This window comes from Streptomyces sp. NPDC058246 (assembly GCF_042881985.1).
Lineage (GTDB): Bacteria > Actinomycetota > Actinomycetes > Streptomycetales > Streptomycetaceae > Streptomyces.
Map to the genome: position 1 here is coordinate 32,506 of NZ_JBHVWZ010000039.1, position 24,891 is coordinate 57,396.

At 71.1% G+C, this 24,891-nt stretch carries 23 protein-coding genes, 2 pseudogenes and 2 riboswitches; of the genes and pseudogenes, 13 read left to right on the forward strand and 12 right to left on the reverse strand.

The features are described 5' to 3' along the window. The first annotated feature begins 214 nt into the window (after positions 1-214). A complete protein-coding gene (locus ACFVXA_RS35885; RefSeq protein WP_390028303.1) occupies positions 215-643 on the forward strand; it encodes a VOC family protein in 429 nt (142 codons plus the stop codon). A 339-nt stretch (positions 644-982) separates the two neighbouring features. Here the strand turns inward: ACFVXA_RS35885 and ACFVXA_RS35890 are convergent, their stop codons facing one another. Continuing rightward, complete coding sequence (locus ACFVXA_RS35890; protein ID WP_362033162.1) at positions 983-1,423, reverse strand: PAS domain S-box protein; 441 nt, start codon at positions 1,421-1,423, stop codon at positions 983-985. A gap of 91 nt (positions 1,424-1,514) precedes the next feature. Then, positions 1,515-2,201, reverse strand: coding sequence for a DUF2848 domain-containing protein (locus tag ACFVXA_RS35895; protein WP_362033164.1), 687 nt, complete (start codon positions 2,199-2,201; stop codon positions 1,515-1,517). Positions 2,202-2,605: 404 nt separating this feature from the next. Here ACFVXA_RS35895 and ACFVXA_RS35900 point away from each other — a divergent pair, with 404 nt between their 5' ends. The 3 genes from ACFVXA_RS35900 to ACFVXA_RS35910 all read left to right on the forward strand — a co-directional run bounded on the left by ACFVXA_RS35900 (position 2,606) and on the right by ACFVXA_RS35910 (position 5,271). Continuing rightward, positions 2,606-3,961: an MFS transporter gene (locus ACFVXA_RS35900; protein WP_362033167.1), complete on the forward strand. Its 1,356-nt coding sequence runs from the start codon at positions 2,606-2,608 to the stop codon at positions 3,959-3,961. Positions 3,962-4,120: 159 nt separating this feature from the next. Next, positions 4,121-4,924: a carbon-nitrogen hydrolase family protein gene (locus ACFVXA_RS35905; protein WP_384025094.1), complete on the forward strand. Its 804-nt coding sequence runs from the start codon at positions 4,121-4,123 to the stop codon at positions 4,922-4,924. Further along, on the forward strand, positions 4,921-5,271 hold the full coding sequence (locus tag ACFVXA_RS35910; protein WP_390028305.1) for a cupin domain-containing protein: 351 nt from the start codon (positions 4,921-4,923) through the stop codon (positions 5,269-5,271). The genes ACFVXA_RS35905 and ACFVXA_RS35910 overlap by 4 nt, the downstream gene beginning before the upstream one ends. On the opposite strand, the pseudogene ACFVXA_RS35915 reads toward ACFVXA_RS35910, so the two are convergent. From ACFVXA_RS35915 to ACFVXA_RS35925, 3 genes and pseudogenes are all read right to left on the reverse strand, one after another. Further along, positions 5,246-6,061 (reverse strand): annotated as a pseudogene (locus ACFVXA_RS35915) (LysR substrate-binding domain-containing protein); the annotation flags it as partial. The gene ACFVXA_RS35910 and the pseudogene ACFVXA_RS35915 overlap by 26 nt on opposite strands. A gap of 155 nt (positions 6,062-6,216) precedes the next feature. Beyond that, entirely contained in the window at positions 6,217-6,843 is a 627-nt protein-coding gene (locus tag ACFVXA_RS35920) for a GntR family transcriptional regulator (protein ID WP_389515956.1), read from the reverse strand. Positions 6,844-6,968: 125 nt separating this feature from the next. After that, a complete protein-coding gene (locus ACFVXA_RS35925) occupies positions 6,969-7,547 on the reverse strand; it encodes a TetR/AcrR family transcriptional regulator (protein WP_390028306.1) in 579 nt (192 codons plus the stop codon). Positions 7,548-7,930: 383 nt separating this feature from the next. Between ACFVXA_RS35925 and ACFVXA_RS35930 the strand changes: the two genes are divergently transcribed. After that, positions 7,931-9,385: an MFS transporter gene (locus ACFVXA_RS35930; protein WP_390028307.1), complete on the forward strand. Its 1,455-nt coding sequence runs from the start codon at positions 7,931-7,933 to the stop codon at positions 9,383-9,385. A gap of 417 nt (positions 9,386-9,802) precedes the next feature. Here the strand turns inward: ACFVXA_RS35930 and ACFVXA_RS35935 are convergent, their stop codons facing one another. Together ACFVXA_RS35935 and ACFVXA_RS35940 are read right to left on the reverse strand one after the other, a co-directional pair. Continuing rightward, on the reverse strand, positions 9,803-11,359 hold the full coding sequence (locus tag ACFVXA_RS35935) for an aromatic amino acid lyase (protein WP_390028308.1): 1,557 nt from the start codon (positions 11,357-11,359) through the stop codon (positions 9,803-9,805). A 3-nt stretch (positions 11,360-11,362) separates the two neighbouring features. Then, positions 11,363-12,322 (reverse strand): ABC transporter substrate-binding protein, encoded by a 960-nt coding sequence (locus tag ACFVXA_RS35940; RefSeq protein ID WP_383910980.1) that lies wholly within the window; start codon positions 12,320-12,322, stop codon positions 11,363-11,365. Positions 12,323-12,807: 485 nt separating this feature from the next. Between ACFVXA_RS35940 and ACFVXA_RS35945 the strand changes: the two genes are divergently transcribed. The 4 genes from ACFVXA_RS35945 to ACFVXA_RS35960 are packed head-to-tail and all read left to right on the forward strand — an operon-like array spanning position 12,808 to position 17,211. After that, positions 12,808-15,675, forward strand: coding sequence for an ATP-binding protein (locus tag ACFVXA_RS35945; RefSeq protein WP_390028310.1), 2,868 nt, complete (start codon positions 12,808-12,810; stop codon positions 15,673-15,675). Positions 15,676-15,685: 10 nt separating this feature from the next. Continuing rightward, positions 15,686-16,159, forward strand: a complete 474-nt coding sequence (locus ACFVXA_RS35950) for a roadblock/LC7 domain-containing protein (RefSeq protein ID WP_362032932.1) — start codon at positions 15,686-15,688, stop codon at positions 16,157-16,159. Positions 16,160-16,217: 58 nt separating this feature from the next. After that, the gene (locus ACFVXA_RS35955; protein WP_362032915.1) at positions 16,218-16,649 is read left to right on the forward strand and encodes a DUF742 domain-containing protein; all 432 of its coding nucleotides are present in this window, start codon (positions 16,218-16,220) and stop codon (positions 16,647-16,649) included. Then, the gene (locus ACFVXA_RS35960) at positions 16,600-17,211 is read left to right on the forward strand and encodes an ATP/GTP-binding protein (RefSeq protein ID WP_383746006.1); all 612 of its coding nucleotides are present in this window, start codon (positions 16,600-16,602) and stop codon (positions 17,209-17,211) included. The genes ACFVXA_RS35955 and ACFVXA_RS35960 overlap by 50 nt, the downstream gene beginning before the upstream one ends. Before the next feature lie 46 nt (positions 17,212-17,257). Here ACFVXA_RS35960 and ACFVXA_RS35965 read toward each other — a convergent pair whose 3' ends face one another. From ACFVXA_RS35965 to ACFVXA_RS35975, 3 genes are read right to left on the reverse strand one after another with little or no spacing between them, the layout of a single operon-like run. After that, a complete protein-coding gene (locus tag ACFVXA_RS35965; RefSeq protein WP_390028312.1) occupies positions 17,258-17,932 on the reverse strand; it encodes an ABC transporter permease in 675 nt (224 codons plus the stop codon). Next, positions 17,929-18,633, reverse strand: a complete 705-nt coding sequence (locus tag ACFVXA_RS35970) for an ABC transporter permease (protein WP_383746010.1) — start codon at positions 18,631-18,633, stop codon at positions 17,929-17,931. Before ACFVXA_RS35970 ends, ACFVXA_RS35965 begins: the two co-directional genes overlap by 4 nt. Further along, positions 18,630-19,790, reverse strand: coding sequence for an ABC transporter ATP-binding protein (locus ACFVXA_RS35975; protein WP_390028313.1), 1,161 nt, complete (start codon positions 19,788-19,790; stop codon positions 18,630-18,632). The genes ACFVXA_RS35970 and ACFVXA_RS35975 overlap by 4 nt, the downstream gene beginning before the upstream one ends. A 138-nt stretch (positions 19,791-19,928) precedes the next feature. On the opposite strand from ACFVXA_RS35975, the pseudogene ACFVXA_RS35980 reads away from it, so the two are divergent. Beyond that, a pseudogene (locus ACFVXA_RS35980) lies at positions 19,929-20,171 on the forward strand (serine hydrolase domain-containing protein); the annotation flags it as partial. A 9-nt stretch (positions 20,172-20,180) separates the two neighbouring features. Here the strand turns inward: ACFVXA_RS35980 and ACFVXA_RS35985 are convergent. Together ACFVXA_RS35985 and ACFVXA_RS35990 are read right to left on the reverse strand one after the other, a co-directional pair. Beyond that, on the reverse strand, positions 20,181-20,951 hold the full coding sequence (locus ACFVXA_RS35985; RefSeq protein ID WP_390028314.1) for a glutathione S-transferase C-terminal domain-containing protein: 771 nt from the start codon (positions 20,949-20,951) through the stop codon (positions 20,181-20,183). 179 nt (positions 20,952-21,130) lie between these two features. After that, positions 21,131-21,196: a putative leader peptide gene (locus tag ACFVXA_RS35990; RefSeq protein ID WP_362032926.1), complete on the reverse strand. Its 66-nt coding sequence runs from the start codon at positions 21,194-21,196 to the stop codon at positions 21,131-21,133. A gap of 36 nt (positions 21,197-21,232) precedes the next feature. Then, a riboswitch (SAM riboswitch) is annotated at positions 21,233-21,379 on the reverse strand. A gap of 128 nt (positions 21,380-21,507) precedes the next feature. Next, positions 21,508-21,616, forward strand: a riboswitch (SAM riboswitch). A gap of 332 nt (positions 21,617-21,948) precedes the next feature. On the opposite strand from ACFVXA_RS35990, the gene ACFVXA_RS35995 reads away from it, so the two are divergent. The 3 genes from ACFVXA_RS35995 (at position 21,949) to ACFVXA_RS36005 (ending at position 24,854) form a co-directional block, all read left to right on the forward strand. After that, entirely contained in the window at positions 21,949-22,929 is a 981-nt protein-coding gene (locus ACFVXA_RS35995; protein ID WP_362032902.1) for an amino acid ABC transporter permease, read from the forward strand. Continuing rightward, positions 22,926-23,753 carry an amino acid ABC transporter ATP-binding protein gene (locus ACFVXA_RS36000; protein ID WP_390028315.1) on the forward strand — a complete coding sequence of 276 codons (828 nt, stop codon included), beginning with the start codon at positions 22,926-22,928 and terminating at the stop codon, positions 23,751-23,753. Before ACFVXA_RS35995 ends, ACFVXA_RS36000 begins: the two co-directional genes overlap by 4 nt. Positions 23,754-23,834: 81 nt before the next feature. Next, a complete protein-coding gene (locus tag ACFVXA_RS36005; RefSeq protein ID WP_390028317.1) occupies positions 23,835-24,854 on the forward strand; it encodes an ABC transporter substrate-binding protein in 1,020 nt (339 codons plus the stop codon). Positions 24,855-24,891 lie beyond the last annotated feature (37 nt).

Below are 24,891 nucleotides of genomic sequence, written 5' to 3' on the forward strand. Positions count from 1 at the left end.
GGACGACCTCCGTTCATGCTGACATCCAAGCCCATTGATCCCAGCCGGATCGCTCGCCCGTCTTGTCTCAAGTCAGTTGTCAGTGCGCAGATCGCCGACATGGCTCCCTGACACGATGGATGAGAACGGACACTCGTGTCACGTGAGACCTCGACCCGCACGGCGATGAAACCCCGGGATCACGGTGAGCAGCACGCGCCAATATGGTGGACCGATGGCATCGATCAAGCAGTTCCAAGTCACCTTCGACTGCGCGGAACCTGAGCGCCTCGCTCGTTTCTGGTGCGAGGTGTTGGGGTACGTCGTACCGCCGCCCCCGGAGGGGTTTGCCACTTGGGACGATTTCAAGCGCTCGCAGCCACCTGAGCAGCGGGATTCATGGTTCGCCTGCAGTGATCCCTCAGGCGTGGGCCCGCGCCTGTACTTCCAGCGCGTCCCCGAAGGGAAGGCCGCCAAGAACCGGCTGCATCTTGATGTGCGGGTCGGCACCGGACTCGTCGGTGAAGAGCGCCTCGCCGCACTTGAGGCCGAATGCGCACGACTGGTCCCGCTCGGCGGGGTACACGTGCAAACGCTGTATGACGGCAATGATTCGTGCATCCCGATGCAGGACATCGAGGGCAACGAGTTCTGTATCGACTGAGAGCCGCGAACGTGTCCTCCCAGATCAACTGAGGCGGCACCGGGCAACCGTGCATCCGGGACCGGGTCATCTGAGACGGGGCGGCTTGGACGGGCCCTCGCCACTTTCCCGGACTCACCTGCGGCGACGCCCCAAGCTCCCGTCCACGCCTCGTCCCCAGACCTCGACATGGAGCCGTTTCGGACTGCATCCGCCCGCCTGCACATGTGCGAAGACCCCGGCCTCAGCGCTTCCGCTGGTGACGGGGTCTTTGGGCACCTCATGCAGGGTGCCCCCGGCAGGATGAGGACCTGTGCACGCGGCTCCGGAGTCCGCGGCCGCTTCGCCGCGCGGTGGAGCTCAGACCGTCGTACGGTCCGTGGTGGCTTCGGCTCGGCGGCGCATCATCTCCCGCTCCCGCGCCCGTCGCGCGGTGACGTCTCGGATGACCGCGCCGACGTACGCGCTGCCGTCGGGAGCGGCCAGCAGAGCCACGCTGAACTCGATGGAGAGAGTGCTGCCGTCCGCCGCGAGCGCGGGAACCGTCAGCAGGTCCGCTGCCCCGTATTTGGTGGCCCCTCGGTCCATGGCCGTCCGGAAGCCGTCCCAATGACGCTGCCGGTGTTTTTCGGGAATGATGACGTCCAGATTCTGACCGGCCACCTCGGCCGCCGAGAAGCCGAAGATGCGCTCCGCGCCCCGGTTCCAGTAGCGGATCAGGCCCTCACTGTCGATGATCACTATGCCGTCGGGTGCCTGGGCTGCCATGCCCAGCACCACCTCGGGGTTCAAGTCCGCCATGTTTCCTCCGAGTCGGGGCCATGCGGGTGCGGGTGCGGGTGCGAGTGCAGCCAGTATACGGAATGCAATCTGTCGCGGGGAGGCTCCGGGCTCAACCGATCGGCTCAGGCAGCGGCACCACGTCGTACGACAGCTCGATCGTGTTGCCGGTGGCCGGGTCGCCCAGTTCCACGCGCCACGCCTCGGCGAACTGGTCCACGTCCTCGGTCATCGGGATGGTCCCCGAGATGAGCACCGTGCCGGGGAGCAAGTGGCCCCGCGAGCGCAGCACGTCGGCCCAGTAGCCCGGGGTGAGCAGTTCGGCGAGCGTGCCGTGCTGGATCTCGGTCTCCTGCCCGCCGTGGGTGACCCAGGCGCGCAGGGTGAGGTCGTCGATGCGTGCCTCGACGTCGTCCAGGCGCCAGGCGTGGCGGGCGAGTACGTCCGGGCCCGCGTTCTTGCTCCAGGCCACTCCGTGGACTTCGAGGTCCCGGTCCGTGTGGTCGCAGGCGGCCGTGAGGAGCAGCTCCCCGCCCGCCGCGACGACCAGGGCCCACTCGGCCTCGCCGGAGGTGCGCGCGTGCTGCGCGGCGACGCGGTCGGTCTGCTGGGCGAGGTAGGGGGAGACGGGGTAGAGCGCCGGGGTCACGGACGGCGCGGGTACCCCGAGCTCGGCCAGCTCGGCGACGTGCGCGGCGACGTCGTCCTGGCTGCGTCCGGCATATCCGGCGTTGAGTACCTGCCGGACATCGACATCACGGGTGGAACCGTCGGGCAGCTCGAAGGTCAGCACGGCCATGGGATCTCCTGAAAGGGTCGGTTTTTGCTGGTGGGGTGGGGGGTGGAGTGGAGTGGGGTGGGGGCTTGGGCTTCAGAGGTGGACCCCGAAGGGGCCTCGAAGGCTCGCCTCGGAGGCTCGTGTGTCGGGGGCTCGTGCCGGGGACCGGCCGGGTCGGTCTCGGCGGCGGCCCCGTTTCCGTCTCGGCCAGGACTTGAGCTGGGGTCTCGGCCAGGGCCTGAACCGGGTCTCGGCCAGGGCATCGGCCGGGTCTCGGCCGGGGCCTCGGCTCGGTCCGGAGGTCGGTTTCGAAGCGATTAACTTCCGGCGCGGGGGTTGCGCATACGACCTGTATACAAGAAGTATGCCGAAAGGTCGATGTCCCCGACGCGAGACCGTTGTCCCCGACGCAAGGAACAGGCAGCATGCAGCACGCCCAGCAGGCCACCGAGCAGCCGCCCCCGGCACGCTCCGGTATCCGCCGCGCCTTCTTCGCCAGCCTCACCGGCACCGCTCTGGAGTGGTACGACTTCGCGGTCTACTCCGCCGCCGCGGCACTGGTCTTCGGTGACCTCTTCTTCCCCTCGGAAGACCCCCTCACCGGCACCCTCCTGGCGTTCTCCACCTACGCCGTCGGCTATGTCTCCCGTCCGCTCGGCGGCTTCGTCTTCGGCCGGCTCGGCGATGTGATCGGCCGCAAGAAGGTCCTCATCGCCACACTGGTACTGATCGGCGCGGCCACCTTCCTGATCGGTCTGCTGCCGGCCTACGGCACGGTCGGTGCCGCCGCGCCCATCGCCCTGGTCGTGCTGCGCTTCGCACAGGGCGTGGGGGTGGGCGGCGAGTGGGGCGGCGCCGTCCTGCTGTCCAGCGAGTTCGGCGACCCGCGCAAGCGCGGTTTCTACGCCTCCGCCGCACAGATCGGACCGCCCGCGGGCAACCTCCTGGCCAACGGCGTGCTGGCCGCTCTCGGCGCCCTGCTGACGGAGGATCAATTCCTCTCCTGGGGCTGGCGGGTGGCGTTCCTGATGTCCGGCGTCCTGGTCGGCTTCGGCCTGTGGATCCGGGCGAAGCTGGAGGAGACGCCGGTGTTCAAGGCGATGGAGGCCGAGCAGAGCCGGCCCGAGGCGCCGATCCGCGAGGTGTTCACCACCCAGCCCCGCGCCCTGCTCGCGGCCATCCTGTGCCGGGTCGGCCCCGACGTGCTGTACGCGATGTTCACCGTCTTCGTACTCACCTACGCGACCAACGAGCTGGGCATGGCGCGCGGCTCCGCGCTGACGGCCGTACTCATCGGCTCGTCGCTCCAGGTCTTCCTCATCCCGCTGGCCGGAGCCGTGTCCGACCGGGTCAACCGGCGTCTGCTGTACGGCTGTTCGGCCGTCGCGGCGGGCGTGTGGCCGTTCGTGTTCTTCCTCATGATCGACGGCCGGAGCTGGTTCCTGCTGCTGTGCGGCGTCGTCGGAGGACTGGCCATCCACTCCTTCATGTACGGGCCGCAGGCGGCCTTCGTCGCCGAGCAGTTCTCCCCGCGGCTGCGCTACACCGGCTCCTCGCTGGCCTACACGCTCGCCGGTCTCATCGGCGGCGCGGTCGCCCCGCTGCTCTTCACCGCTCTGCTGAGCTCCTACGACAGCTGGGTCCCGCTGGCGCTCTACATCGCGGTCTCGGCGGCGGTCACCATCGCCGGACTGTGCCTGGGGCGCGACGCCGACCATGCCGGGGACGAGGACACGCGACGCGTCGTGCCCGCCCCCGAGCCCGCGGCCGAGGTTTCCTGATTCCGCCCAGCTCCTACCGGCTTCCCGCCGACTCCCGGACTCGGCTCCCGCCGAGTCCCTGACTCGCCTACGACTCGGCTCCGGCCACTCCCGGACTCGTTTCCCACCGACTCTCACGACTCGATTCCCGCCGACGCCCACGACGCAGAAAGGCCGCCCGTGCGTATCGCTTTGAACCAGTTCACCAGTGGACCCGACCCCGACAAGAATCTCGCGCTCATCGAGGACGGCACCCGGCGCGCCGCCGAGGCCGGAGCCCGCGTCGTCGTCTTCCCCGAGGCGTCGATGGCGTGCTTCGGCACCCCGTTGGCGCCGGTCGCGGAGTCGCTCGACGGCCCCTGGGCGAACGCGGTCCGCGCCCTCGCCGCCGCGGCCGGAATCGTCGTGGTGGCGGGCATGTTCACCCCGGCCCCGGAGGGACGGGTCGCCAACACCCTGCTCGCCGCCGGCCCGGGGGTCGAGGCCTCGTACGACAAGATCCATCTGTACGACGCCTTCGGCTACGCCGAGTCCGAGACCGTCGCCGCGGGCTCGCGGATCGTCACGATCGACGTCGACGGCGTCCGCATCGGCCTCGCCACCTGCTACGACGTCCGCTTCCCCGAGCTCTTCCGGGCGCACGCCGACGCGGGGGCCGTGGCGACGCTGCTGGCCGCCTCCTGGGGTGCCGGGCCGGGCAAGCGCGAACAGTGGGAGCTGCTGGTCAGGGCCCGCGCCCTGGACGCCACCGTGTGGCTCGCGGCCGTGGACCAGGCCGACCCGGCGGCCGGGGGAGTGGTCGCCCATCCCTCGGCGCCCACCGGCATCGGGTACAGCATGGTCGTCGGCCCCGACGGAACCGTACGCGACAGCCTCGGCGCCGAACCGGGCCTGCTGTTCGCCGAGTTGGACGTAGACGAGGTCGCTGCGGTCCGTCAGAAGACCTCCGTGCTGGCCAACCGCCGCCTGGGGAGGGCCTCATGAGCAAGCCGGAGCTCGAATTCCACCTGCCCGCCGCGCCATGGACGACGCCCGCCGGCGCGCTCCCGGGGGTCGTGCACCGCGTACTCGCCGAGGACGCGTCCGGCGCCCACAGCACCACGCTCGTCCGCTGGGAGCCGGGCACCGACACCTCCGCGCAGGGAGTGGCCCGGCACGACTTCTGGGAGGAGGTCTACATCCTCCAAGGGGACCTGCACGACCTGACGCTCGACGAGAATTTCCCGCAGGGCTCGTACGCGTGCCGCCCGCCCGGGATGCCGCACGGCCCGTGGACGACGGAGGCGGGCGTCACGATGCTCGTGTTCACCTATCCCGAGTCTCCGGCCTGATCCGCCGGACAGGCTCTGTCCCGCGTCTCCGGTCTGATCCGCCGGACAGGCCCTGTCCCGCGTGCCCGTCCCGTACGGCGTCCGCCACGGAGGCGGCGGCACGGACGAGTGCCGCCGTGGCCGTCGAACGGGACTGCTGCGGCCAGGCGATGACGAGGACCGCGGGCGGCGCGTCCGCAACCGGCCGGTAGACGACGCCCGGACGTGGATAGCGCGTGGCGACGGAGACGGGCAGCAGGCGCGTGAGGTCGCCCAGTGCGACGAGCGTGAGGAGTTGTGCGAGGTCGCGGCCTTCGCCGCGGGTCTCGTCGCGGAACCGGTGCAGATCGCCGGGGCGCAGACCGAGGTCGGCGAGGGTCAGACGGTCCCGGGCGGCGAGCGGATGGGTGGCCGCGAGGGCCGCGAGGCATGGTTCGGCGGTCAGCGTCTCGGTGTCCAGGCCGGTGCGGTCGAAGGGCTCGTGGACCAGGGCCGCGTCGGCTTCACCGCGGCGCAGGAGTCGCGGCTGTTCGTGCCGGCCGCACAGCCGGACGGCGACCGGTACGGCCGCCGGCTCGGAGGCGAGCCGCGCGAGAATCGGCTCCAGCAGCCCGGCGTCCCCGTCGGCCTTGACTGCCAGGACCAGCTTCGGCTCCGGGGCGGCCGCCCGCTGGGCGCGCCGCTCGGCGGCCTGCAGGGCGTCCAGGGCGATTCTCGCCTCCGCGAGGAGCACCGTTCCGGCCGGGGTCAGCGCCACGCTGTGGGTGGTGCCCGGCGGCCCCGAGGCGATCCCCAAGTCCTGCTCCAGCCGGCCGAGCCCCGCGCCAGTCAGCCAAGTCCTGTTCCAGCCGGCCAAGTCCCGCGCCAGTCGGCGCAGTCAGGCTCCAACCGGCCGAGCCCCGCTCCAGTCGGCCGAGCCCCGCCCCATCCCGGCCGAGCCCTGTTCTAGCCGGTGAGCAGGGCCTTCTAGCCGGTGAGCAGGACCTTCAGAGTCGACTGCAGATGGCTGTCGATCGCCGCGCAAGCGGCGGCGGCGTCGCCGGCCGCGAGGGCGTCGAGGATCTCCCGGTGTTCGTCCAGCACCGCCTCCTGGCGGCCGTGCTGGTTGTAGAGCGCCACCACTCCGGCGCGGACCTGGCGGCTGCGCAGCCCGTCGTAGTGCCGGTCGAGCAGGGTGTTGCCCACCGCCGAGACGAGCGTGGCGTGGAAGAGGTGGTCGACGGCGATGAACTCCTTGGCCTGGTCGGGGCCGCTCAGCGCGCCCTGCCGGTCCAGCAGCTCGCCGAGTTCCGTGACCGGGGTGCGGCCCTCCGCGATGACGTGCTCGGCCGCGTACCGCTCGACGATCCCGCGTAGCTCCATCAACTCGGAGATCTCACGGCCCGACAGCGGCGCCACCCTGGCCCCGCGCTTGGGCACCAGCTGGACGAGGTCCTCGGCGGCGAGCAGCAGCAGTGCCTCGCGGATCGGGGTGCGCGACACCCCGATCCGGTCGGCGATGTCCTGCTCGGAGAGGAACTCTCCCTGCATCGCCGGGTCCGTCAGCACCGTGTCCTTGAGGTACGCATACGCCTTCTCCCGACCGGACGCCACTACTACCCCCAAGATCGCATACACCTCGTATACAGAAGTTACCACGGGCCATGGAGGCGGCCTCGGCCGTTCGTCCGTTGCTGTTCGTCCGGCCCCGGCGGGGTGCTCCCCGGCCGAGGCGCGCCTCAGTGGCGGGCGCGGACGCCGTCGAGGGCGACCGCCAGGACACGGTCGCGCTGGGCGTCGTCGAGGAAGCTGGTCGAGGTGATCCCGGCGACCATGCGCAGCAGGTCGTCGAAGTCCATGTCGGCGCGGGCCTCTCCGGCCTGCTGCGCCCGGTCGAACAGCGGGCCGCCCGCCTGGTACATCGAGTCCCGGCAGGCGAGGAAGATCTCCGACTCGTTGTTGAGCGCCTCGCGGATGGCCCGCTTGGTCACCGTGTAGTCCACGAACCGGCGCAGCCACGAGGTCAGCGCCTGCCACGGCTCCAGTTCTGCGACGTCCCGCGCCACCTGGCACAGGGCGTTCACCTCGTCCGCGTAGACGCTCTCGAAGAGGTGGCGGCGGGTGGGGAAGTTCCGGTAGAGCGTGCCGATGCCGACGCCCGCGCGACGGGCGATGTCCTCCAGTGAGGCCTCCGCGCCGCTCTCCGCGAACGCCTCACGCGCGGCGTCCAGCAGGGCGTCGTAGTTGCGCGCGGCGTCCTTGCGGTGCGGGCGCTGTGCCGCGACGAGCTCGCTGACGGGGAACGGCTGAGCCGGCACTGCTGCCTCCTGGCGGGGTACGAGGTTGAAGCGGAGGTATGCCTCCGCTACAGTGGAGGGGTACCTCCACTTTACCAGTCGGGGTGTGTTCCGCGTGGATGCGTGCGGCCGTACGCCTCGTCGACGCATCCACCCCGCGCACAGACCGCACCTCGAGCTCCGACCGCCCTCCGGGCCCTGCGCCGTGCGCACCGCCCGACCGCCATCCGCTCCATCCTCCTGCTGCTCCATCCGCTCCGTCCGCCCCGCGACCGCTCAGCGCGCTCGTCGGCGCAGTCAAGACTGCCCCGCGGCGCATCGGCGCAGACCCGCGGCCTGCTCTGCTCTGCCCGTACGACCGTGGCCGCACGACATCGGCCGCAACCTCTTCGGAGAGGTTTTTCATGCCCCGGAACTCCACCCGCCTCACCTTCGCGGTCCTCGCGACCGGTGCGGGCGTGTTCTCCATGCTCCAGTCGCTGATCGCGCCGGCCCTGCCGACCGTTCAACACGCCCTGCACACCTCGCAGTCCACCGCGACCTGGGTGATGACGGCCTACCTGCTGTCCGCCTCGGTCTTCACGCCGATCCTGGGCCGGGTCGGCGACCTCGTCGGCAAGAAACGCACCCTTGTCGCGGTCCTCGTGACGGTGACGATCGGGTGTCTGCTCGCCGCGCTCGCGCCGACCATCGGCGTACTGATCGTCGCCCGGGTCGTCCAGGGCATAGGCGGCGCGCTGTTCCCGCTGTCCTTCGGCATCATCCGGGACGAGTTCCGCCCGTCGGAGGTGAGCGGCAGCATCAGCAACCTGTCCGCCGTCATCGCCGCCGGCGGCGGGGTCGGCATCGTGGCGGCCGGTCCCATCGTGACCGCGCTCGACTACCGCTGGCTGTTCTGGCTCCCCGTCGGCATCGTCGCGGTCACCACGCTGATCGCCCTGCGCTACGTCCCCGAGTCGCCCAGCCGGGCCGAGGGACGCGTCAACTGGCTCGGCGCCCTCCTCCTCTCGGGCTGGCTGGTGGCCCTGCTGCTGCCGCTCAGCCAGGCGAACCACTGGGGGTGGGGATCGGCCCGCGTGATCGGTCTGTTCGTCGCCGCCGTGCTGCTCTTCGCGGCGTGGCTGGCCGCCGAGGCGCGCTCCCGCAGCCCGCTGATCGACCTGCGCATCATGCGACTGCCCGCCGTGTGGACCACGAACACCGCCGCGCTGCTGTTCGGCGCGGGCATGTACGCGATCTGGTCCTTCCTGCCCGGCTTCGTCCAGACGCCACGCTCAGCCGGTTACGGCTTCGGCGCGAGCGTCACGACGGCCGGACTGCTCATGCTGCCGATGCTGATCGCGATGTTCTGCTCGGGCGTGCTGAGCGGCCGACTGGAGCCGGTGCTGGGCGCGAAGAAGCTGCTCACCACGGGGGCCGCGCTCGGCGCGGTCGCCTGCGGATTCCTCGCCCTCTGGCACGACCGGCAGTGGCAAGTCGCCTTCGCGGCGGGCGTGTTCGGGCTCGGCATCGGACTGGCCTTCGCGTCCATGGCCAATCTGATCGTCGGCAGTGTCCCGGCCGAACAGACCGGCGCCGCGACCGGAATGAACGCCAACATCCGCACCATCGGCGGGTCCATCGGCGCCGCGGTGACCAGTGTCCTGGTGACCGGCCGTGTCCAGCCCTCGGGCCTGCCGTACGCGTCCGGTTACACCCACGGGTTCAGCCTGCTCGCCCTGCTCTGCCTCGCCGCCGCGCTGGCCGCGCTGCTCGTCCCGGCGCAGCGCGCCGGCCGGGCCACCGGGACGCTCCGCGCGTCCCACGACGAGGTGTCGGTCGCGGAGGCGGAGACCGTCGCGCCGGGCGTGCGGGGCTGACGCTACGGAGGTTCCGGACCCGGCGCCGGACGCCGAGAGCGCGTGTCCGACCCCCGCCCCCGAACCGCCGACCCGGCCCCCGGCCTCGGACGCCCGGCTCGGACGCCCGGCTCGGGCCCCCGGCCTCGGGCCCCTGGCCCCGGCCTCGGGCCCCCGGCCCCGGCCTCGGGCACCTGGCCCCGGCCTCGGACGCCCGGCTCGGGCTCCCGGCCTCGGGCCCCCGGCCTCGGGCCCCTGGTCCCGGCCCCGGCCCTTGGCCCCGGCCCCGGCCCTTGGCCCCGGCCCCGGCCCTTGGCCCCGGCCCCGGCCCCGGGCCCCCGACCCCGGCCCGCCGCCTCCCGACCTCCGGTGCCCGGCTCCGCGGCCCGATCAGCTCTCCTCGACATCAGCTCTCCTGGATATCAGCTCTCCTCGACATCAGCTCTCCTCGACGAGTTCCGCCAACTCGTCGAGGAGGGCTGCGGCATCGGTCACGTCGTCCGTGAGGGGGCGGTCCGTCATGGCCGGGTCCAGCACCGCCGCCGCGCGGACGTACGCGCGGCCCGCCGGGGTCCTCGGATCGGGTGCGGCACCGCGCTGACGCAGGGCCCGTACGGCGGCGACCAGTTCGCAGCCCAGGACCAGCCGGTACGCGTGGGCCAGCCGTAGCGACTTGCGGGCCGCCTGGGTGGCGAAGCTCGCCGCCTCCTCCAGCCCTTGCGACAGCACCACGTGCCCGAGGGCGGCGGGGGCGGCGCACGCCTGGATCTCGGCGAGGGCCGCGGCGGCGCTGTACTCCAGGATCATCATCCCCGAGCCCGCCGAGGCCTCGTCGGCCAAGTAGGAGCGCAGCCCCGTCAGTTCGGCGCGGCCGAGGCCGGACAGCCGGGCGGCGGAGAGCCGTGCCGTGCCGAGGACGGCGAGTCCCAGCTGGTCGAGCGCCAGGGTGAGCGGCGTGGCGAAGAACCCACCGTGGTGGTGGGCGACAGGCGCACGCGTCCGCTCGTCCCGCCCGATGAGGGGGTTCTCGACGGCGGAGTTGAGGTCGATCGACAGCACATGTTCCAGGGCCGCGCACGCCTCCGTCGCCGGACCATGGGCCTGGGGGAAGCACCGGAAACCGAAGGGATCCTGCACGCGCGCGGGGGGCGAAACCGGCCGCTCCGGCGCGCCGAGCAGCCCCCGTACACGAGCCGCCGCCCGTCCGATCGCCGGATGCGGGTGGGCACGGTGGACCTCGGGCGCGTACGCCTCCAGGGAGCCGTCTGTCGCGTGCAGTGCGAGCGCGGCCACCACGTGGGCGGCGCGGAGCAGGCCGCCGAGGTCGTGGCAGGCGAGCGCCGACTGGCCGAGGGTGAGGGCGTTGCTGCTCAACAGGGCGAGCGCGTCGCCGCGTCGGATCTTCAGCGGCTCGGGGAACCCCTCCTCGTCGGCGCTCTCGTCCCGTTGCCACGAGCCGTGCCCGAAGAGCGCCAGCCCCAACTGGGCCAGTGCCGTCAGGTCGCCGGTGCCGACCGACCCGTACTCCTGGACGCGGGGATACGCCCCGGCGCGGAGCGCGTCCGCCATGGCCACGGCGATCTCGGGGCCCAAGCCCGAGCCCGCGGCGAGCAGTTGGTTGGTGCGCACCGCCATCATCGCGCGGACCTGCCGCGCGGGCAGGGTATCGCCGATGCCGCCCGCGTGGCTGAGCAGGAGCCGCAGGTCGTGGCCCGCGCCGTCGCGCTCCTCGACGGCGACGCCCCGGTGCGCGCCGACGCCGGTGCTGCGTCCGTACACCCGGGCACCCCGCGCGGCCAGCTCGCGCGCGGCCCATCGGGTGCGCTCCATCGCCTCCAGCGCCGCCGGATGCGGGGCGGGCGGAACCAGGCGGTCGGCGATCCGGGCGACCGTGGCCGCATCGAGGCCGTGACCGTCGAGTAACGCCGCCCCGGTGGCCGGGACGCCGATGGCCGGCCGGAGCGGACTGCCGCTCCGGCCGTCGAGCAGCGGCATCCGTCAGTTCAGTCCGGCGGAGGACAGCCACGCCTTCGCGACGTCCAGCGGGTCCTTGTTGTCGTCCTGTACCTGGCTGTTCAGTTTGACCAGGGTCGCCGTATCGAGCTTCGCGGAGACGTCATTGAGTGCGGAAACTCCGGCCGACGACAGATTGCTCTTGTATGCCAGCGGAGTTACGTTCTCGAATCCGAAGAGATTCTTGGGATCCTGGAGCACTACAAACTTGTTCTTGCTGATTCCGGGGTCCGTCGTGAAAATATCTGCGGCCTGGATGTTGTTCCCCTTGAGTGCGGCCACCGTCAGCGGACCGCCCGCGTCCAGCGCCTTGAAGGATTTGAATTCCAGGCCGTACACGGACTTGAGGCCCTTCAGTCCCTGCTGCCGCGTCTGGAACTCCGGCGAACCGCCGATGACCAGGTCCTTCGCGACGTCCGCGAGGTCCGCGATCGTCGACTTGTCGGTCAGGCTGTACTTCTTGGCCGTCGCCTCGTTGACGGCGACGGCGTCCTTGTCCTCGGCTGCGGACGGCTTCAACAGGGTGAGTTTCGGGTCCAGTTCGGCGCTGATCGCCTTGCTGGTCTCCTCGACCGTCGTCGGGGCCGCCTTGGCGTTCAGGTAGGCGAGCAGGGCCCCGTTGTACTCCGGCAGGACCGTGATCGTGCCGTTCTTGATCAGGCCGTAGGTGGTCTCGCGGCTGCCGATGTTCAGCTTGTAACTGACCTTGATGCCCTTGGACTTGAGCGCCTCGCCGTAGATGTCGGCGAGCAGGATGCTCTCGGGGAAGTTGTTGGAACCGACAACGACGGTCCCGCCCTTGGCGGAGTCCCCCTTCAACGGGTCGCTCTTGCCGGAGCCGTCGGAGGAACCGCAGCCCGTCAGTGCGGCCGAGGCCACAACCAGCAGGGAAACAGCGTACGTTGCGGACGTTCTGGTGCTTCTGGCGATGGTCACGTTGGTCATCCAGACTTGGCATGGGTGGGGCGATGGGGGCCGGAAGGCGCGGATGTTGACGGTCCAGACGATCCAAGCGAGGCCCCTCACGGACCGTCAAGACACGAATAGATCACCGATGGGGACCGCACGGCTTCACCCCGTGCGCACAACGTGACCAAAATACGAGCGAATCCGGCGTAACCGCATGTCAGTTTTTGGTTGATCATGGCCGTACTCTTGCGGCAACCGCTAATGTTGGCCGCGTCGAGGGCCTTGTTCCACTTGTCGGCCTGAGCGCTCTGTCGCGATTGCTGAACCACGCAGCCCGGGCCAAGGGCTTCCACGGGGAACGAAGTCGAGGAGGTTGGGTGCCCGCGCACAAAAGGGCTGTCCCGGGACGGCCGCCGACAGCTCCCCGAATGGACTCGGGGGAGACAGTCACCGTTCCCCGAATAGGCCGGACGCCATCACTTCTCGACCGTTGGCCATTTCGCCGGAAACTCAACGTCCTGGTGATCGTGCCGCTCACGGTCGTCTCCGCGATGCTCGCCTACGTCGTCTACGGCCAGGTCGACCGGGCCCGCTCCGTCGCCGAGACCGCCCAACTCGTGTGGGACAGCGCGCAGGTGGCCCAACTCATCGACGGCGTGCAGACCGAGCACCGGCAGGCGCTCCTCGTCTCCCTGCGCTACGAGGCCGCCCACTCCGGCGACAGCCCGCCCGACACCTCCTCCTACCTCCAGGCGCAGCAGAAGGCCGACGCCCAGGCCGAGGCAGTCCGCTCGGCCTACGGGGACCGGCTGCCCGACGCCGAGGCGCAGGCGCTCAAGGAACTGGAGGGCCTGGACAGCCTCCGCAAGACCATCGAGCAGGGCCCGATCCCCGCCGACAACATCGACCCCGCGTACGGATCGGTGATCGTGGGCCTCATCAACGGTCTCGGACTCGGACAGGCGGCCAGCGAGTCCTCGTCGTCCGCGGGCAATCTGCTCGACGCGCTGCTGCGGGCCGACACCGCCCACGCCTCGTTCGAGACCAGTGTCTTCGCCGCCCGCACCCGGGACCCCAACGCGCTCATCGAGTTCACCGCCGCCGTCGGCGACTATGACCAGTACACCTCCCAGGCCCAGCGGTTCACCCGGCTCGCCACCCAGGGACAGGGCGCCGACCTCGCCGGGATCGAACACAGCCCGTACCAGAGCGTCATCACCCAGCACTGGGCCGCGCTCCAGGTCGACCCCAGCGGCCAGGTCGCCGAGAGCTCGGCACAGCTGCGGGCCGCGCTCGGCGACGCGCTGAAGGCCGACCCCACCTATGAGCGGCAGGCCCAGAACCGGCTGAAGATCGTCCAGAAACTCATCGGCGAGATCGCCGCCGACACCCAGGACGCCTCCAACGACGCCTGGCTGCAGGCGGCTTGGCTGATCGCCGGCACCCTGCTCGCCTTCGGGGCCTGGCTCCTCTTCTCCGTGCTGGTGCGCCGCTCCGTGGTGCGGACCGTGCGGACGCTCACCGGGGCGGCCCAGCACGTGGCCACCGCGGCCGAGACCGAACTGGCCCGGGTCGCCGACGACGACGCCGACGACGCGAGCCCGCCGCGCCTGGAAGCCGTACCGGTGCCGGTGCGCGACGAGATCGGTGAACTCGCCGAGGCCTTCAACCAGGTTCAGGTCACGGCGACCGCCCTGCTGGAGCGGCAGGTCGTCAGCCGTCGCAACATCGCCGAGATGTTCGGCAACGTCGGCCGCCGCGTCAGTAACCTGACGGCACGTCAACTCGCGCTGATCGACTCGGTGGAGCGCGGTGAGACCGACCCGGAGGTACTGGACCGGCTCTACCGCATCGACCACATCGCCGTACGTCTGCAGCGCAACGCCGACAGCCTGATGCTGCTCGCGGGGATCAGCGAGACGGGCCTCAACACCGAACCCATGCGGCTCAGCAACATCGTCCGCGCGGCGCTCGGCCAGATCGAGGGCTTCCAGCGGGTCACCCCGCACGCCGAGGGCGATGTCACCGTCGCCCCCGACATCGTCGGCGATCTGACGCTGATGCTGGCGGAACTCCTGGAGAACGCGGTGATGTTCTCCCCGGCGACCAGCGGCGTCGAGGTGGTCCTGCGCCCCCGGCACGGCTCCGCCGGCGCCCTCGTCGAGATCATCGACCACGGACTCGGGATGAGCCCCGATCGGCTGGCGCAGGAGAACGCCCGCCTGATCCGCCGCGAGCGCCTCGACCTGGCCCCGACGGAGGTCCTCGGCCTGTTCGTGGTCGGCGGACTGTCCCGGCGCTGGGGCATCGAGGTCGTCCTGTCCCGCACCCCGGGCGGCGGTGTCACGGCCACCGTCGCGGTCCCCGCGTCCCACCTCCTGCTCACCGACCCGGCCCAGACCGCCGCACGGGCCCCGCACATCCTGCCGCCCGCCCGCCGCTCCGGCGGCGCGGAGCCGCGCCCCGCGAAGGTGGAGGCGCCGCCCGGCCCCTCGGGCCTGCCCCGCCGGGTTCCCGCGCGACCCCGCGGCGCCGACGGCCCCGGCCACGCCCGCCGCCCGGAAACCCCGGTCGGCACCGGCGGCGAGGGCGTTCTCGCCCACCCGGCGAACGGCCCCGGCACGCCCCGGCTCAGGCAACGCGGCGCCCAGCCGGACACGGGCGCCGGGACCCGCGAGACGGGTGGGCGCGGTATGGCCCCGGGCGCCGGGTCACGCGAGACGAGCGGGAGCGGTATGGTCCCGGGCGCCGAGAGGCGCGGACCGGTCGGGCGCGGTACGGAACCGGACGGCGGGGCACGGGAGACGGCTGGGCGCGGTACGGCCCCGGACGGCCGGGCACGCGGACCGGTCGGGCGCGGTACGGTGCCGGGTGCGGTCGGCGGGTTCGGGCCGCAGTACGGCAACGGCGGCGACGGCCGGTCCGGCACGGCGGCGGCGTCGAGGCCCGGTGAGGCCGGTCAGCTGCGCCGCCGGGTGCGCGGGGCGACCCTGTCGGCCACCACCGCGTCGAGCCGACTGCCCGAACGGCCCGTCCCGAGCAATGGGCGGCCGCCCGCCTGGCAGCCCACGGACGCGGAGGCGGCACGCGACGAGCTCGACGAGTTCGAGGCGGCCGTCCGGCGCGCCCAGCGCGACAGCGCGACCGAGGGCCGGACCACCGGCGCGACCCGACCCGGAAGCCGGCCTTACGCCCCGTCCCCACCGGGAACCCGGCCCGACGTCCCGACCTCACCGGGAACCTGGCCCGGTACCCCGCCCCCACCGGGAGGCCGGCCTGACGCCCCGACCCCACAGGGAACCCGGCCAGGCGTCCAGACTCCACCCGCCTCAGATAACCCCGCTCCAACCCAGCACGGAACAGCAGACCCTCATCCTCGGAAGGCATGAGCACGTGACCATGTGGACAGGCGAGCCGGAGTCCGGAGCCGTGGCGCCGGTGACGGACGTGAAGACCGCCGCTGCCGACTTCAATTGGCTGCTCAATCGATTCGCCACCGAGACGGCCGGGGTCGTCGACGTGATCGGTGTCTCCTCCGACGGACTGCTCATCGCGGTGTCCCAACTGCGCGGACAGGCGGACTCGGAGCGGCTCGCGGCGATCGTCTCGGGGATCACCAGCCTCGCCATGGGCGCCTCCGGCAACTACGGCCTGGGCGCCCTGAACAAGGTCATCATCGACCTCGAGGAAGGGCACGTCCTGGTCTCCGCGCTCGGCGCGGGCGCGGTCCTCGGCGTGGTCGCCTCCAAGGAGGCGAAGCTCGGCAACATCGCGTACGAGATGACCCTCTTCGCCAACCGGGCCGGCGCGGTCCTGAGCCCGCAGCTGGTCATGGAGTTGAAGAACACCGTGGGCATCGCGCCCACCGGTTGAGGCCCGACGGGCCGTCACATGACCGGTGACGGCCCGCGAAGCGAAGGGGGAGGACGTGATGACGGCCGGGGAGCCATCGGGCACCGACGACGCCGGGTGGGGAGTGGAGCCCCCCGCCTCGGTCGTCCGGCCGTTCCTGCTGACCGCGGGGCGGATCGCCGGGGGCGACAGTCTCGTACCGCCGATCCCGATCGAGACACAGGTGGTGGCCACGGACGTGGGACTCGCGGCCCTGGACGCCTTCGTCTTCGAACAGCACCGCGACATCATCACGGTCTGCCGCCAGCCGCAGTCGCTGGCGGAGATCGCGGCGAAACTGCGGATGCACTTGAATGTGATCCGGGTGCTCGCCGACGATCTGCGCGCCGACGGTCAACTGGCCTTGTACGCACCGCAGGCCGACTCCGCCCGCGATGCCACCGTATTGCGAAGGGTTATCGATGGTCTCCGAGCTATCCCCGACTCCCGGGGCGCGATCCGTGAGGGCTGACGCCGACGGGCCCCGGCCGCCGCTGCCGGTGAAGATGGTGATCGCGGGCGGCTTCGGCGTGGGCAAGACCACCACGGTGGGCGCGATTTCCGAGATCGAGCCGCTGACCACCGAGGCGTCCATCACCTCGGTCGCCGCGGGTGTCGACGACCTCAGCCACACCCCGGAGAAGATGACGACGACCGTCGCCATGGACTTCGGCTGCGTCACTCTCGACCCGACCCTGAAGCTCTACCTGTTCGGGACGCCCGGCCAGGAGCGGTTCGGCTTCATGTGGGACGACCTGGTCGACGGCGCACTGGGCGGTCTCGTCATCGTCGACACCCGCCGGCTCGACGACTGCTACGCGGCCGTCGACTACTTCGAGCACCGCGAGATCCCCTTCGCGGTGGCCGTCAACGCCTTCGACGGCAAGATCGAGCACGATCTGGACGACGTACGGTGGGCCCTCGACGTCGCCGACCACGTGCCCCTCACCGTGTTCGACGCGCGTGAACGCGGCTCCGTACGGGACGCGTTGCTCGTCGTCCTCGAACACGCGCTGGCCACCGCGGAACGCTGAAGGGGGACGGGCCCCGAGCCCGTCCCCCTCCACTCGCGTACGGCGGTCAGGCCGCCCGGCGCCTGCGCACGCCCGGGGACACCGCCAGCCGGGCCACGGCCCAGAACAGCACCAGGACGAGCAGGGCGAGGACGGCGGTGAGAGTGGCCCCGCCGACGACCTTCTCGTAGTTGCGCTGGTAGAGGCCGTCCACGATGTAGCGGCCGACACCGCCGAGGCTCACATAGGCCGCGATCGTCGCCGTCGACACGATCTGGATCGCCGCCGAGCGCAGCCCGCTGAGGATGAGCGGCAGCGCCGCGGGCACCTCGACCTGGAGCAGGATCTTCCCCTCCGGCATGCCCATACCGCGGGCGGCGTCGACGGGCGAGGGATCGACATTGCGGATCGCCTCGTACGTGGTGATGAGGACCGGCGGCACCGCCAGCACCACGAGCGGGATCATCACGGGCAGCACGCCGAGGCCGAGCCAGACGAACATCAGCACCAGCAGTCCGAAGGTGGGCAGCGCCCGGGCCCCCGCGGACACGAAGGCCAGCGCGTTGCCGCCACGGCCGGTGTGTCCGGTGACCAGCCCGGTGGGCAGGCCGATGGCCGCGGCGATCGCGAGGGCCGCCGCGGAGTACTGGAGGTGTTCCCAGACGCGCTGCGGGATGCCGTCGTAGCCGTGCCAGTGCGAGCCGTCGCTGAAGAAGGACTGGATGTAGTTCAGCACGTTCACGAGACGCTCTCCGGGGTGCGGGCGGCGGCGATCGTGGCCGTACGGCGCCCGGCACCGCGGCCGGACGGCGGCTGCCAGGGGGTGAGCACCCGCCGCAGCAGCACCAGCAGCGCGTCGACCAGCACCGCGAGGACGGCGGTGGTGACCACCGAGTTCACCGCGAGGACCGGCCGGTGGTAGAGCATCGCGGTGGTCAGGAGGTTGCCGAGCGCGCCCTGGTTGCCGATCAGCGCGCCGACGCTGACCAGGCTGATGCTGGACGCGGTCGCCACCCGCAGTCCCGCCATGATCGCCGGTACGGCGATGGGCAGTTGGACCTGGAGGTAGCGGCGTACGTAGCCGATGCCCATGGCGGCCGCCGCGGCGTTCGTCTCCTCGGGGACCGAGCGGACGCCGTCGACCACCGAGGGGACGAGGATCACCAGACTGTAGAGACACAGCGGGATCATCACGGTGAGCCGGCTCAGCCCGGTGTAGTCGATGAGCACCACGAAGAAGGCCAGCGACGGGATCGCGTAGAGCACGGTCGTGGCCCACAGCACCGGCGGATAGAGCCAGTCGAAGCGGACGCACAGCATGCCGATCGGCAGCGCGAGGAGCAGACCGGCGAGCACCGGGAGCAGCGCCTCCTGCATGTGCCAGGAGATCAGCCCGAGATAGCTGTGCTGGAGGTCGCTCGGAATGTCGAAGAAGCCGTTCATCGCACGGCCTTCGTCGGGGACGGCTCCTGCCGGGAGTCCGACGGGCCCTCGGCGGACTCGGTGGCCTGTCGCCGCCGGGCGGCGCGGATCGCCGCGGCGACGGTCTCCTGTCCGGCGATCCCGAGCACCTGTCCCGCCCCGTCCACCGCGACCGCCTGACCGGTGGGGGACAGGACGGCCCGGTCCAGGGCGACCCGCAGTGAGTCCCGGCCCACCTCGAAGCTCTGCCCGTACGGTTCGAGGGCCTGGACGTCGCCGCCCCACGTGGTGAGGTCGGCCCAGCCGAGCGGTTCGCCGCCGGCGTCGGTCACGAGCACCGGCGCCCGCGTCTTGTCGCGCCCGGCGATCTCCTGCCAGTCGGAGCCGACGGGGAAGACCCGGGAGCGGTCGAGTGCGAGTTCGCGGGTGGACAGGAACGACAGCCCGCGGATGCCCCGGTCGGCGCCCAGGAACTCCTCCACGAACGGGTCGGCGGGCGACGCCAACAGCTCCTCGGGGGCGGCGAACTGGGCGAGCCTGCCACCGGTGCGCAGCACGGCGACGCGGTCGCCGATCCTGATGGCCTCGTCCATGTCGTGCGTGACGAACACGATCGCCTTGCCGAGTTCGCCCTGGATGCGGAGCAACTCCTCCTGGAGGCCGCGGCGCACGACCGGGTCGACCGCGGAGAACGGTTCGTCCATGAGCAGGATCGGCGGGTCCGAGGCCAGTGCGCGGGCGACGCCCACCCGCTGCTGCTGGCCGCCGGAGAGCTGGTAGGGATAGCGGCGGGCCATGCCCGGGTCGAGGCCGACCCGTTCCATGAGTTCGGCCGCGCGGGCCCGGGCGCGCTGCTTGGACCAGCCGAGCAGCCGCGGCACCGTGGCGATGTTGTCGAGAATCGTGCGGTGCTGGAAGAGTCCGGCGTTCTGGATGACGTAACCCATGGAACGGCGCAGCGCGTTGACCGGCCGGCGCAGGATGTCCTCGCCGTCGACCCGGATCGTGCCGCTGGTGGGTTCGACCATGCGGTTGATCATGCGCAGCGTGGTGGTCTTGCCGCAGCCCGAGGGTCCGACGAGAACGGTGATGGAGTGGTCCGGTATCTGGAGTGACAGGCGATCGACGGCCACCGTGCCGTCGGCGTATCGCTTGCTGACCTCTTCGATGGCTATCAAGCTCGAAACCCTTCGGGAACGGCTTTGCTCGCATGTGGCGCGATCGCGTGCACGAGGGTGCGTAGTCTAGCCAGTTGATGTTCGTTCGGGGCTTCGGCGGGTTGTCACGGCAGGTTAGGCCTCGGCAAGGGCTTCACCGCCACCCTCGTCCACGTCCTCGCCGAACGCGGACTGCTCGACTACGACACCCCGATCGCCCACTACTGGCCCGAGTTCGGCGCCCACGGCAAGGAACGCGCCACGGTACGCGACGCGTTGACCCACGGGGTCGGCGTCCCGCAGCTGCCCGCCGCCATCACCCCGGCCGAGCTGTGCGACTGGGACGCCATGTGCGCGATCGTCGCGGCGCAGCAGCCGTTGTGGGAGCCCGGCTCCGCGAGCGGCTACCAGTCAGGTATTTCCATGGAACTCCAGCCGAAAGGCGGGGTGCTCGTCGAGGCGGTGCACGTAGGCGCGGAGATGGCTGTGCCGGGACAGGGGCTCGGGCGTGGAGAGGTGGGTGAGCGCGGCCCAGAGGTCCACGTCGGCCGCTGTCAGCTCCTCGCCCAACACATAGGTCCGCGTGGCGAGTTGCAGGTCCAGCAGATCCAGCGTCGCCGAACGGGCCGTCGGCTGTGCGGTCGGCGTGACGTCCCGGTCGAGGCGTTCGCGCAGGGCGTCGATGTCCGCGGCGAGGGCCGGCGGATGCAGCGGCGGGACGCACGCCTCGTCGTGGCCGGTCAGCAGGCCGGCGAGGTCGCGCAGGATGTCAGGGGTGTGATTGCTGACGACGCGGCCGCTCCAGCGGTCGCACAGCGCGGGCGCGGTCAGCGGGCCCTCGTAGTGGTGCCAGGTGGCCTCGTAGGCACTCCGCAGCGAGGTGAACGCGTCGGGTGTCTCGGTGGGGTGCGTCAGGATCGTGGTGGCGAGGGAGTCCTGGAGGCCGAGCAGGCGGAGAGTGATCGCAAGGCGCAGCGAGCGCGGACAGCCGGCGGAGAGATACAACTGATAGCGGTGCGGCGCCGGGTAGAAACCGCCGGCGGCGCCGGCGGCGATGCGGCTGCGGATGCGGGGCGGGCGAGGGGACGCGGACGGCGCGGCGCCCCAGGAGCGAACGGTGCTGCCGGATGTCGCAACCGGGCACGGTGCGGGCGGAGTTGACGCGCAGGTGTCTGTGGCCACCGAGGCCGGGGCGTCTGTGCCGGCCGGGCTGGCACACGTGCCGGAGGTGCCTGGGTTTGCGGCGCGCGAAACTGTCTTGGGCATGACTCTCCAGGGGAACGACGAAGCCCCGGCCGCCTCATGGGCGGCAGCGGCGGAACGGAGTGACTGCGCTTGCGTACCGGCTCGGAGCGGCCGGACTAGTACGCGCTGGAGACCCGCAACAAGTCGATGTGCAGACGTCTCGTCAGGTTGTTCCTGGGCATTCCCACCGGTCCCGCTTCCAGGGCCCGCGAGTTGCGAGACCACGCTTGTCCCGCCGCACCGGCGGGACCCGGTCGTCACCCGGGGCACCCCGTCGCGGTGGAAGGGTTGCCTGTCAGCGGGCCGGGGCCGATCACCGCGTCGCGCAGCGAAGGCTGCGGGACGAGGCGCTGACAATCGTGACCGTCCTCGTCAGTGTCAGTGCACCGTACGAAGCCGTCAAGAAGGCGTGTAGCCGGTCTCACCACGTGGTCATTCGGGCCGGAACACGTTGACATCGGTTTCCCGGCGTGCCTAACTTACGCCGCAGATCGGTCATGAGTGTCAGCGACAAGCCCTGGCTCGCTGGCCGGCAACCCTCGCGACGCGGTGGGGTGCCCCAGGTGACGACCGGACCGGAAGGCTTTCGGTAAGCGCGAGCCGCCCACGGGCGGGGAACAGTGACGGAGACGGCGATGGACGCAGCTTCGAGGACGGCCGCACGACGGCCCCACGGCTGCGTCCTGCTGTGCGCGAACCGCTGCGTCGACCTGCTCCGCGTCAACAGTGCCCTGTGTACCGCTGCGGGCTGTCCCCGCTGTCAAGGCTGACGGCGTTCTGAACCCCTGACGCGCACCGCTGCCGCGGTGTGCCCTCTGCCCGCCCAGCCCCCGGTACCGGCGTCCTCCCGCTCTGCGTCATCCGCGGCCGTCCCCTGCGCGCCGCGGTGCCGCCCACGCCGCGCCCCGGGGTGTCCGACTCCGCTGGAGCCCTCATGAGTGAACCCCCTGGCGTGGCCGTGTCCGTTGCCGAGGCACCGCCCGCCGACTCCCCGGCGAAGCCGCTCACCGCGCAACGCGTGCTGCCGCTGCGCAGGCCGGGCCGCTGGATCAGCACGGCCGTCGTCCTGGTCCTGGTCGCCCAGATCATCCACGGCCTGGCCACGAACCCCTTCTACCAGTGGGACCGCTTCCGCTACTGGTTCCTGCGGCCCACCATTCTCGACGGCCTCGTCATCACCCTCGAAGTGGCCGCGCTCAGCGCGGTGTTGGGGCTGCTCGGCGGGGTCCTGCTCGCCCTCGCCAGGCTCTCCGGGAGCCCGGTGCTGCGCGCGGTGAGCTGGGTGTACACCTGGCTGTTCCGCTCCGTGCCGCTGATCGTCGTGCTGATCTTCCTCTACAACTTCAGTGCCCTGTACAAGACGTTGAGCCTCGGCGTGCCGTTCGGGCCGGCCTTCGTCAGCTTCGACGAGTCGCGGCTCGCCACCGACATGACGGTCGCCGTCATCGGCCTCAGCCTCAACGAGGCGGCCTACGCCTCCGAGGTCGTCCGCGGCGGCATCCTCTCCGTCGACCAGGGCCAGCACGAGGCGGCCGCCGCGCTCGGCCTGCCGAAGACGTACCAGTTCACCCGGATCGTCTTTCCCCAGGCGCTCAGGTCCATCACGCCGAACTACGTCAACCAGCTGATCGGCCTGATCAAGGGCACCTCCCTGGTGTTCTACGTGTCGCTGCTCGACCTGTTCGGCTCGGTGCAGACGATGGGCAGCACCTATCCCGGCGACATCGTGCCGCTGCTGCTGGTCGCCACCGTCTGGTACCTGATCCTCACGAGCGCCGTGTCCGTCGTCCAGTTCTACGTCGAGCGGTACTTCGCCCGGGGCGCGACGCGCACCCTGCCGCCGACGCCGCTGCAGAAGCTGCGGGCCGGCCTGAGTGATCTGCGGGCCCGGCTGCGCAAGGAGGCCGCCGTATGACTCCCGCCCAGACCCTCGACGCGCGTCCCGCCGCCCTCGAGGTCCACGACGTGCACAAGTGGTACGGCGCACACCGGGTGCTCGACGGCGTCGACCTGACGGTGCGGCCCGGCGAGGTCACCGTCATCCTCGGCCCGTCCGGCTCCGGCAAGTCGACGCTGCTGCGGGTGATCAACCACCTGGAGAAGCCCGAAGTCGGGTACGTCAGCGTCAACGGCGAGCTGATAGGCGTACGACGGCACGGCAAGCGCAGCGAGATGGGGGTCCCCCCGGCCGAAGGCTGGGGGAGGCTCAAGGAACTCAGCGAGCGAGCCATTCTGACCCAGCGCAGCCGGATCGGCTTCGTCTTCCAGAACTTCAACCTCTTCCCGCACCTGACCGTCCTCGACAACGTGGCCGCCGCGCCCGTCGCCACCGGGAAGCTCGCCAAGTCCGAGGCCCAGCAGCTGGCCCGTGAACTGCTCGGCCGGGTGGGCCTGGGCGAGAAGACCGGCGCCTACCCGCGACAGCTGTCCGGCGGCCAGCAGCATCGCGTGGCCATCGCCCGCGCCCTCGCCCTGCGCCCGGGGATCATCCTGTTCGACGAGCCCACCTCGGCTCTCGACCCCGAACTCGTCGGGGAGGTGCTGGCCGTCATCAAGGACCTGGCGACCAGTGGAACCACCCTCGTCATCGTCACCCACGAGATCGGCTTCGCCCGCGAGGTCGCCGACCGGGTCGTCTTCATCGACGGTGGCCGCGTCGTCGAACAGGGCCCGCCCGACGAGGTGTTGGACCACCCGCGGCACGAGCGGACCCGGGACTTCCTCAGCAAGGTGCTCTGACCGGCGCCGTCTTCCCTCGCCACGTCACTTCCTCCTGCCACCTCACCGCAGTCACACCCTCACCCAGCGACAAGGACAGCCATGCCTACGCACCTCTCTCGACGCAGCCTGATACGCGGAATCACCGCGGCGACCGCCATTGCCTCACTGGCCGCCGGGCTCGCCGCCTGCGGGGGCGACAGCGACGCCGCCACCACGACCGACACCGCGGGCACGGTGACCGTGGGACAGCTGTCCAACGGCGCCGCCCAGCAGGCCGCGTTGAAGGTCTCCGAGGTGAAGTCGATCAGCGCCGAGCTGCCCGCCTCGGTCCGCAAGAGCGGCAAGCTGGAGATCGGCGTGGGCGCTCTGCCCGACGGTTTCCCGCCGCTGGCGTACGTCGGCTCGGACCAGAAGACCCTCACCGGCGCGGAGCCCGACTTCGGCCGCCTGGTCGCCGCGGTTCTCGGCCTGAAGCCGGAGCTGAAGAACTCCACCTGGGAGAACATGTTCGTCGGCATCGACAGCGGCAAGGTCGACGTGGCCTTCGCCAACATCACCGACACCGAGGAACGCAAGAAGAAGTACGACTTCGCCTCCTACCGCAAGGACAACGTCGGCTTCGAGGTGCTCAAGAAGAGCAGGTGGAACTTCGACGGCGACTACGAGAACCTCGCCGGCAAGACCGTCGCCGTCGACAACGGCACCAACCAGGAGAAGATCCTCCTCGAGTGGCAGACCAAGCTCAAGAAGGAGGGCAAGCGGCTCACGGTCAAGCACTACGCGAGCAAGAACAGCACCTACCTGGCGCTGACCGGCGGGAAGATCGACGCGTACTTCTCCGCCAACCCCGGTGTCGCCTATCACATCCGGCAGACCGCCAAGTCGCCCGACCCGACGCGCAGCGCGGGCACGTTCTCCGGCGCCGGCACGTCGTTGCAGGGCCTGATCGCGGCGACCACGAAGAAGGACAGCGGTCTGGCCAAGCCGATCGCCGACGCGGTCAACCACCTGATCAAGAGCGGCCAGTACGCCAAGTGGCTGTCCGCCTGGAACCTCTCCAACGAGGCCGTGGGCACCTCTCAGGTCAATCCGCCCGGGCTGCCGCTCGACAACTCCTGAGCACCCGACCGCTCCTGACGGGCCGCCGGCTCCCCCC

Coding starts and splice junctions, on each gene's coding strand:
- ACFVXA_RS35970 (WP_383746010.1), bottom strand. CDS start 18,633: ATGAACGGCTTCTTCGACATTCCGAGCGACCTCCAGCACAGCTATCTC.
- ACFVXA_RS35935 (WP_390028308.1), bottom strand. CDS start 11,359: ATGCCGCTGCTCGACGGCCGGAGCGGCAGTCCGCTCCGGCCGGCCATC.
- ACFVXA_RS36005 (WP_390028317.1), top strand. CDS start 23,835: ATGCCTACGCACCTCTCTCGACGCAGCCTGATACGCGGAATCACCGCG.
- ACFVXA_RS35895 (WP_362033164.1), bottom strand. CDS start 2,201: ATGGCCGTGCTGACCTTCGAGCTGCCCGACGGTTCCACCCGTGATGTC.
- ACFVXA_RS35930 (WP_390028307.1), top strand. CDS start 7,931: ATGCCCCGGAACTCCACCCGCCTCACCTTCGCGGTCCTCGCGACCGGT.
- ACFVXA_RS36000 (WP_390028315.1), top strand. CDS start 22,926: ATGACTCCCGCCCAGACCCTCGACGCGCGTCCCGCCGCCCTCGAGGTC.
- ACFVXA_RS35950 (WP_362032932.1), top strand. CDS start 15,686: ATGTGGACAGGCGAGCCGGAGTCCGGAGCCGTGGCGCCGGTGACGGAC.
- ACFVXA_RS35960 (WP_383746006.1), top strand. CDS start 16,600: ATGGTCTCCGAGCTATCCCCGACTCCCGGGGCGCGATCCGTGAGGGCT.
- ACFVXA_RS35955 (WP_362032915.1), top strand. CDS start 16,218: ATGACGGCCGGGGAGCCATCGGGCACCGACGACGCCGGGTGGGGAGTG.
- ACFVXA_RS35995 (WP_362032902.1), top strand. CDS start 21,949: ATGAGTGAACCCCCTGGCGTGGCCGTGTCCGTTGCCGAGGCACCGCCC.
- ACFVXA_RS35890 (WP_362033162.1), bottom strand. CDS start 1,423: ATGGCGGACTTGAACCCCGAGGTGGTGCTGGGCATGGCAGCCCAGGCA.
- ACFVXA_RS35940 (WP_383910980.1), bottom strand. CDS start 12,322: ATGACCAACGTGACCATCGCCAGAAGCACCAGAACGTCCGCAACGTAC.
- ACFVXA_RS35910 (WP_390028305.1), top strand. CDS start 4,921: ATGAGCAAGCCGGAGCTCGAATTCCACCTGCCCGCCGCGCCATGGACG.
- ACFVXA_RS35900 (WP_362033167.1), top strand. CDS start 2,606: ATGCAGCACGCCCAGCAGGCCACCGAGCAGCCGCCCCCGGCACGCTCC.
- ACFVXA_RS35885 (WP_390028303.1), top strand. CDS start 215: ATGGCATCGATCAAGCAGTTCCAAGTCACCTTCGACTGCGCGGAACCT.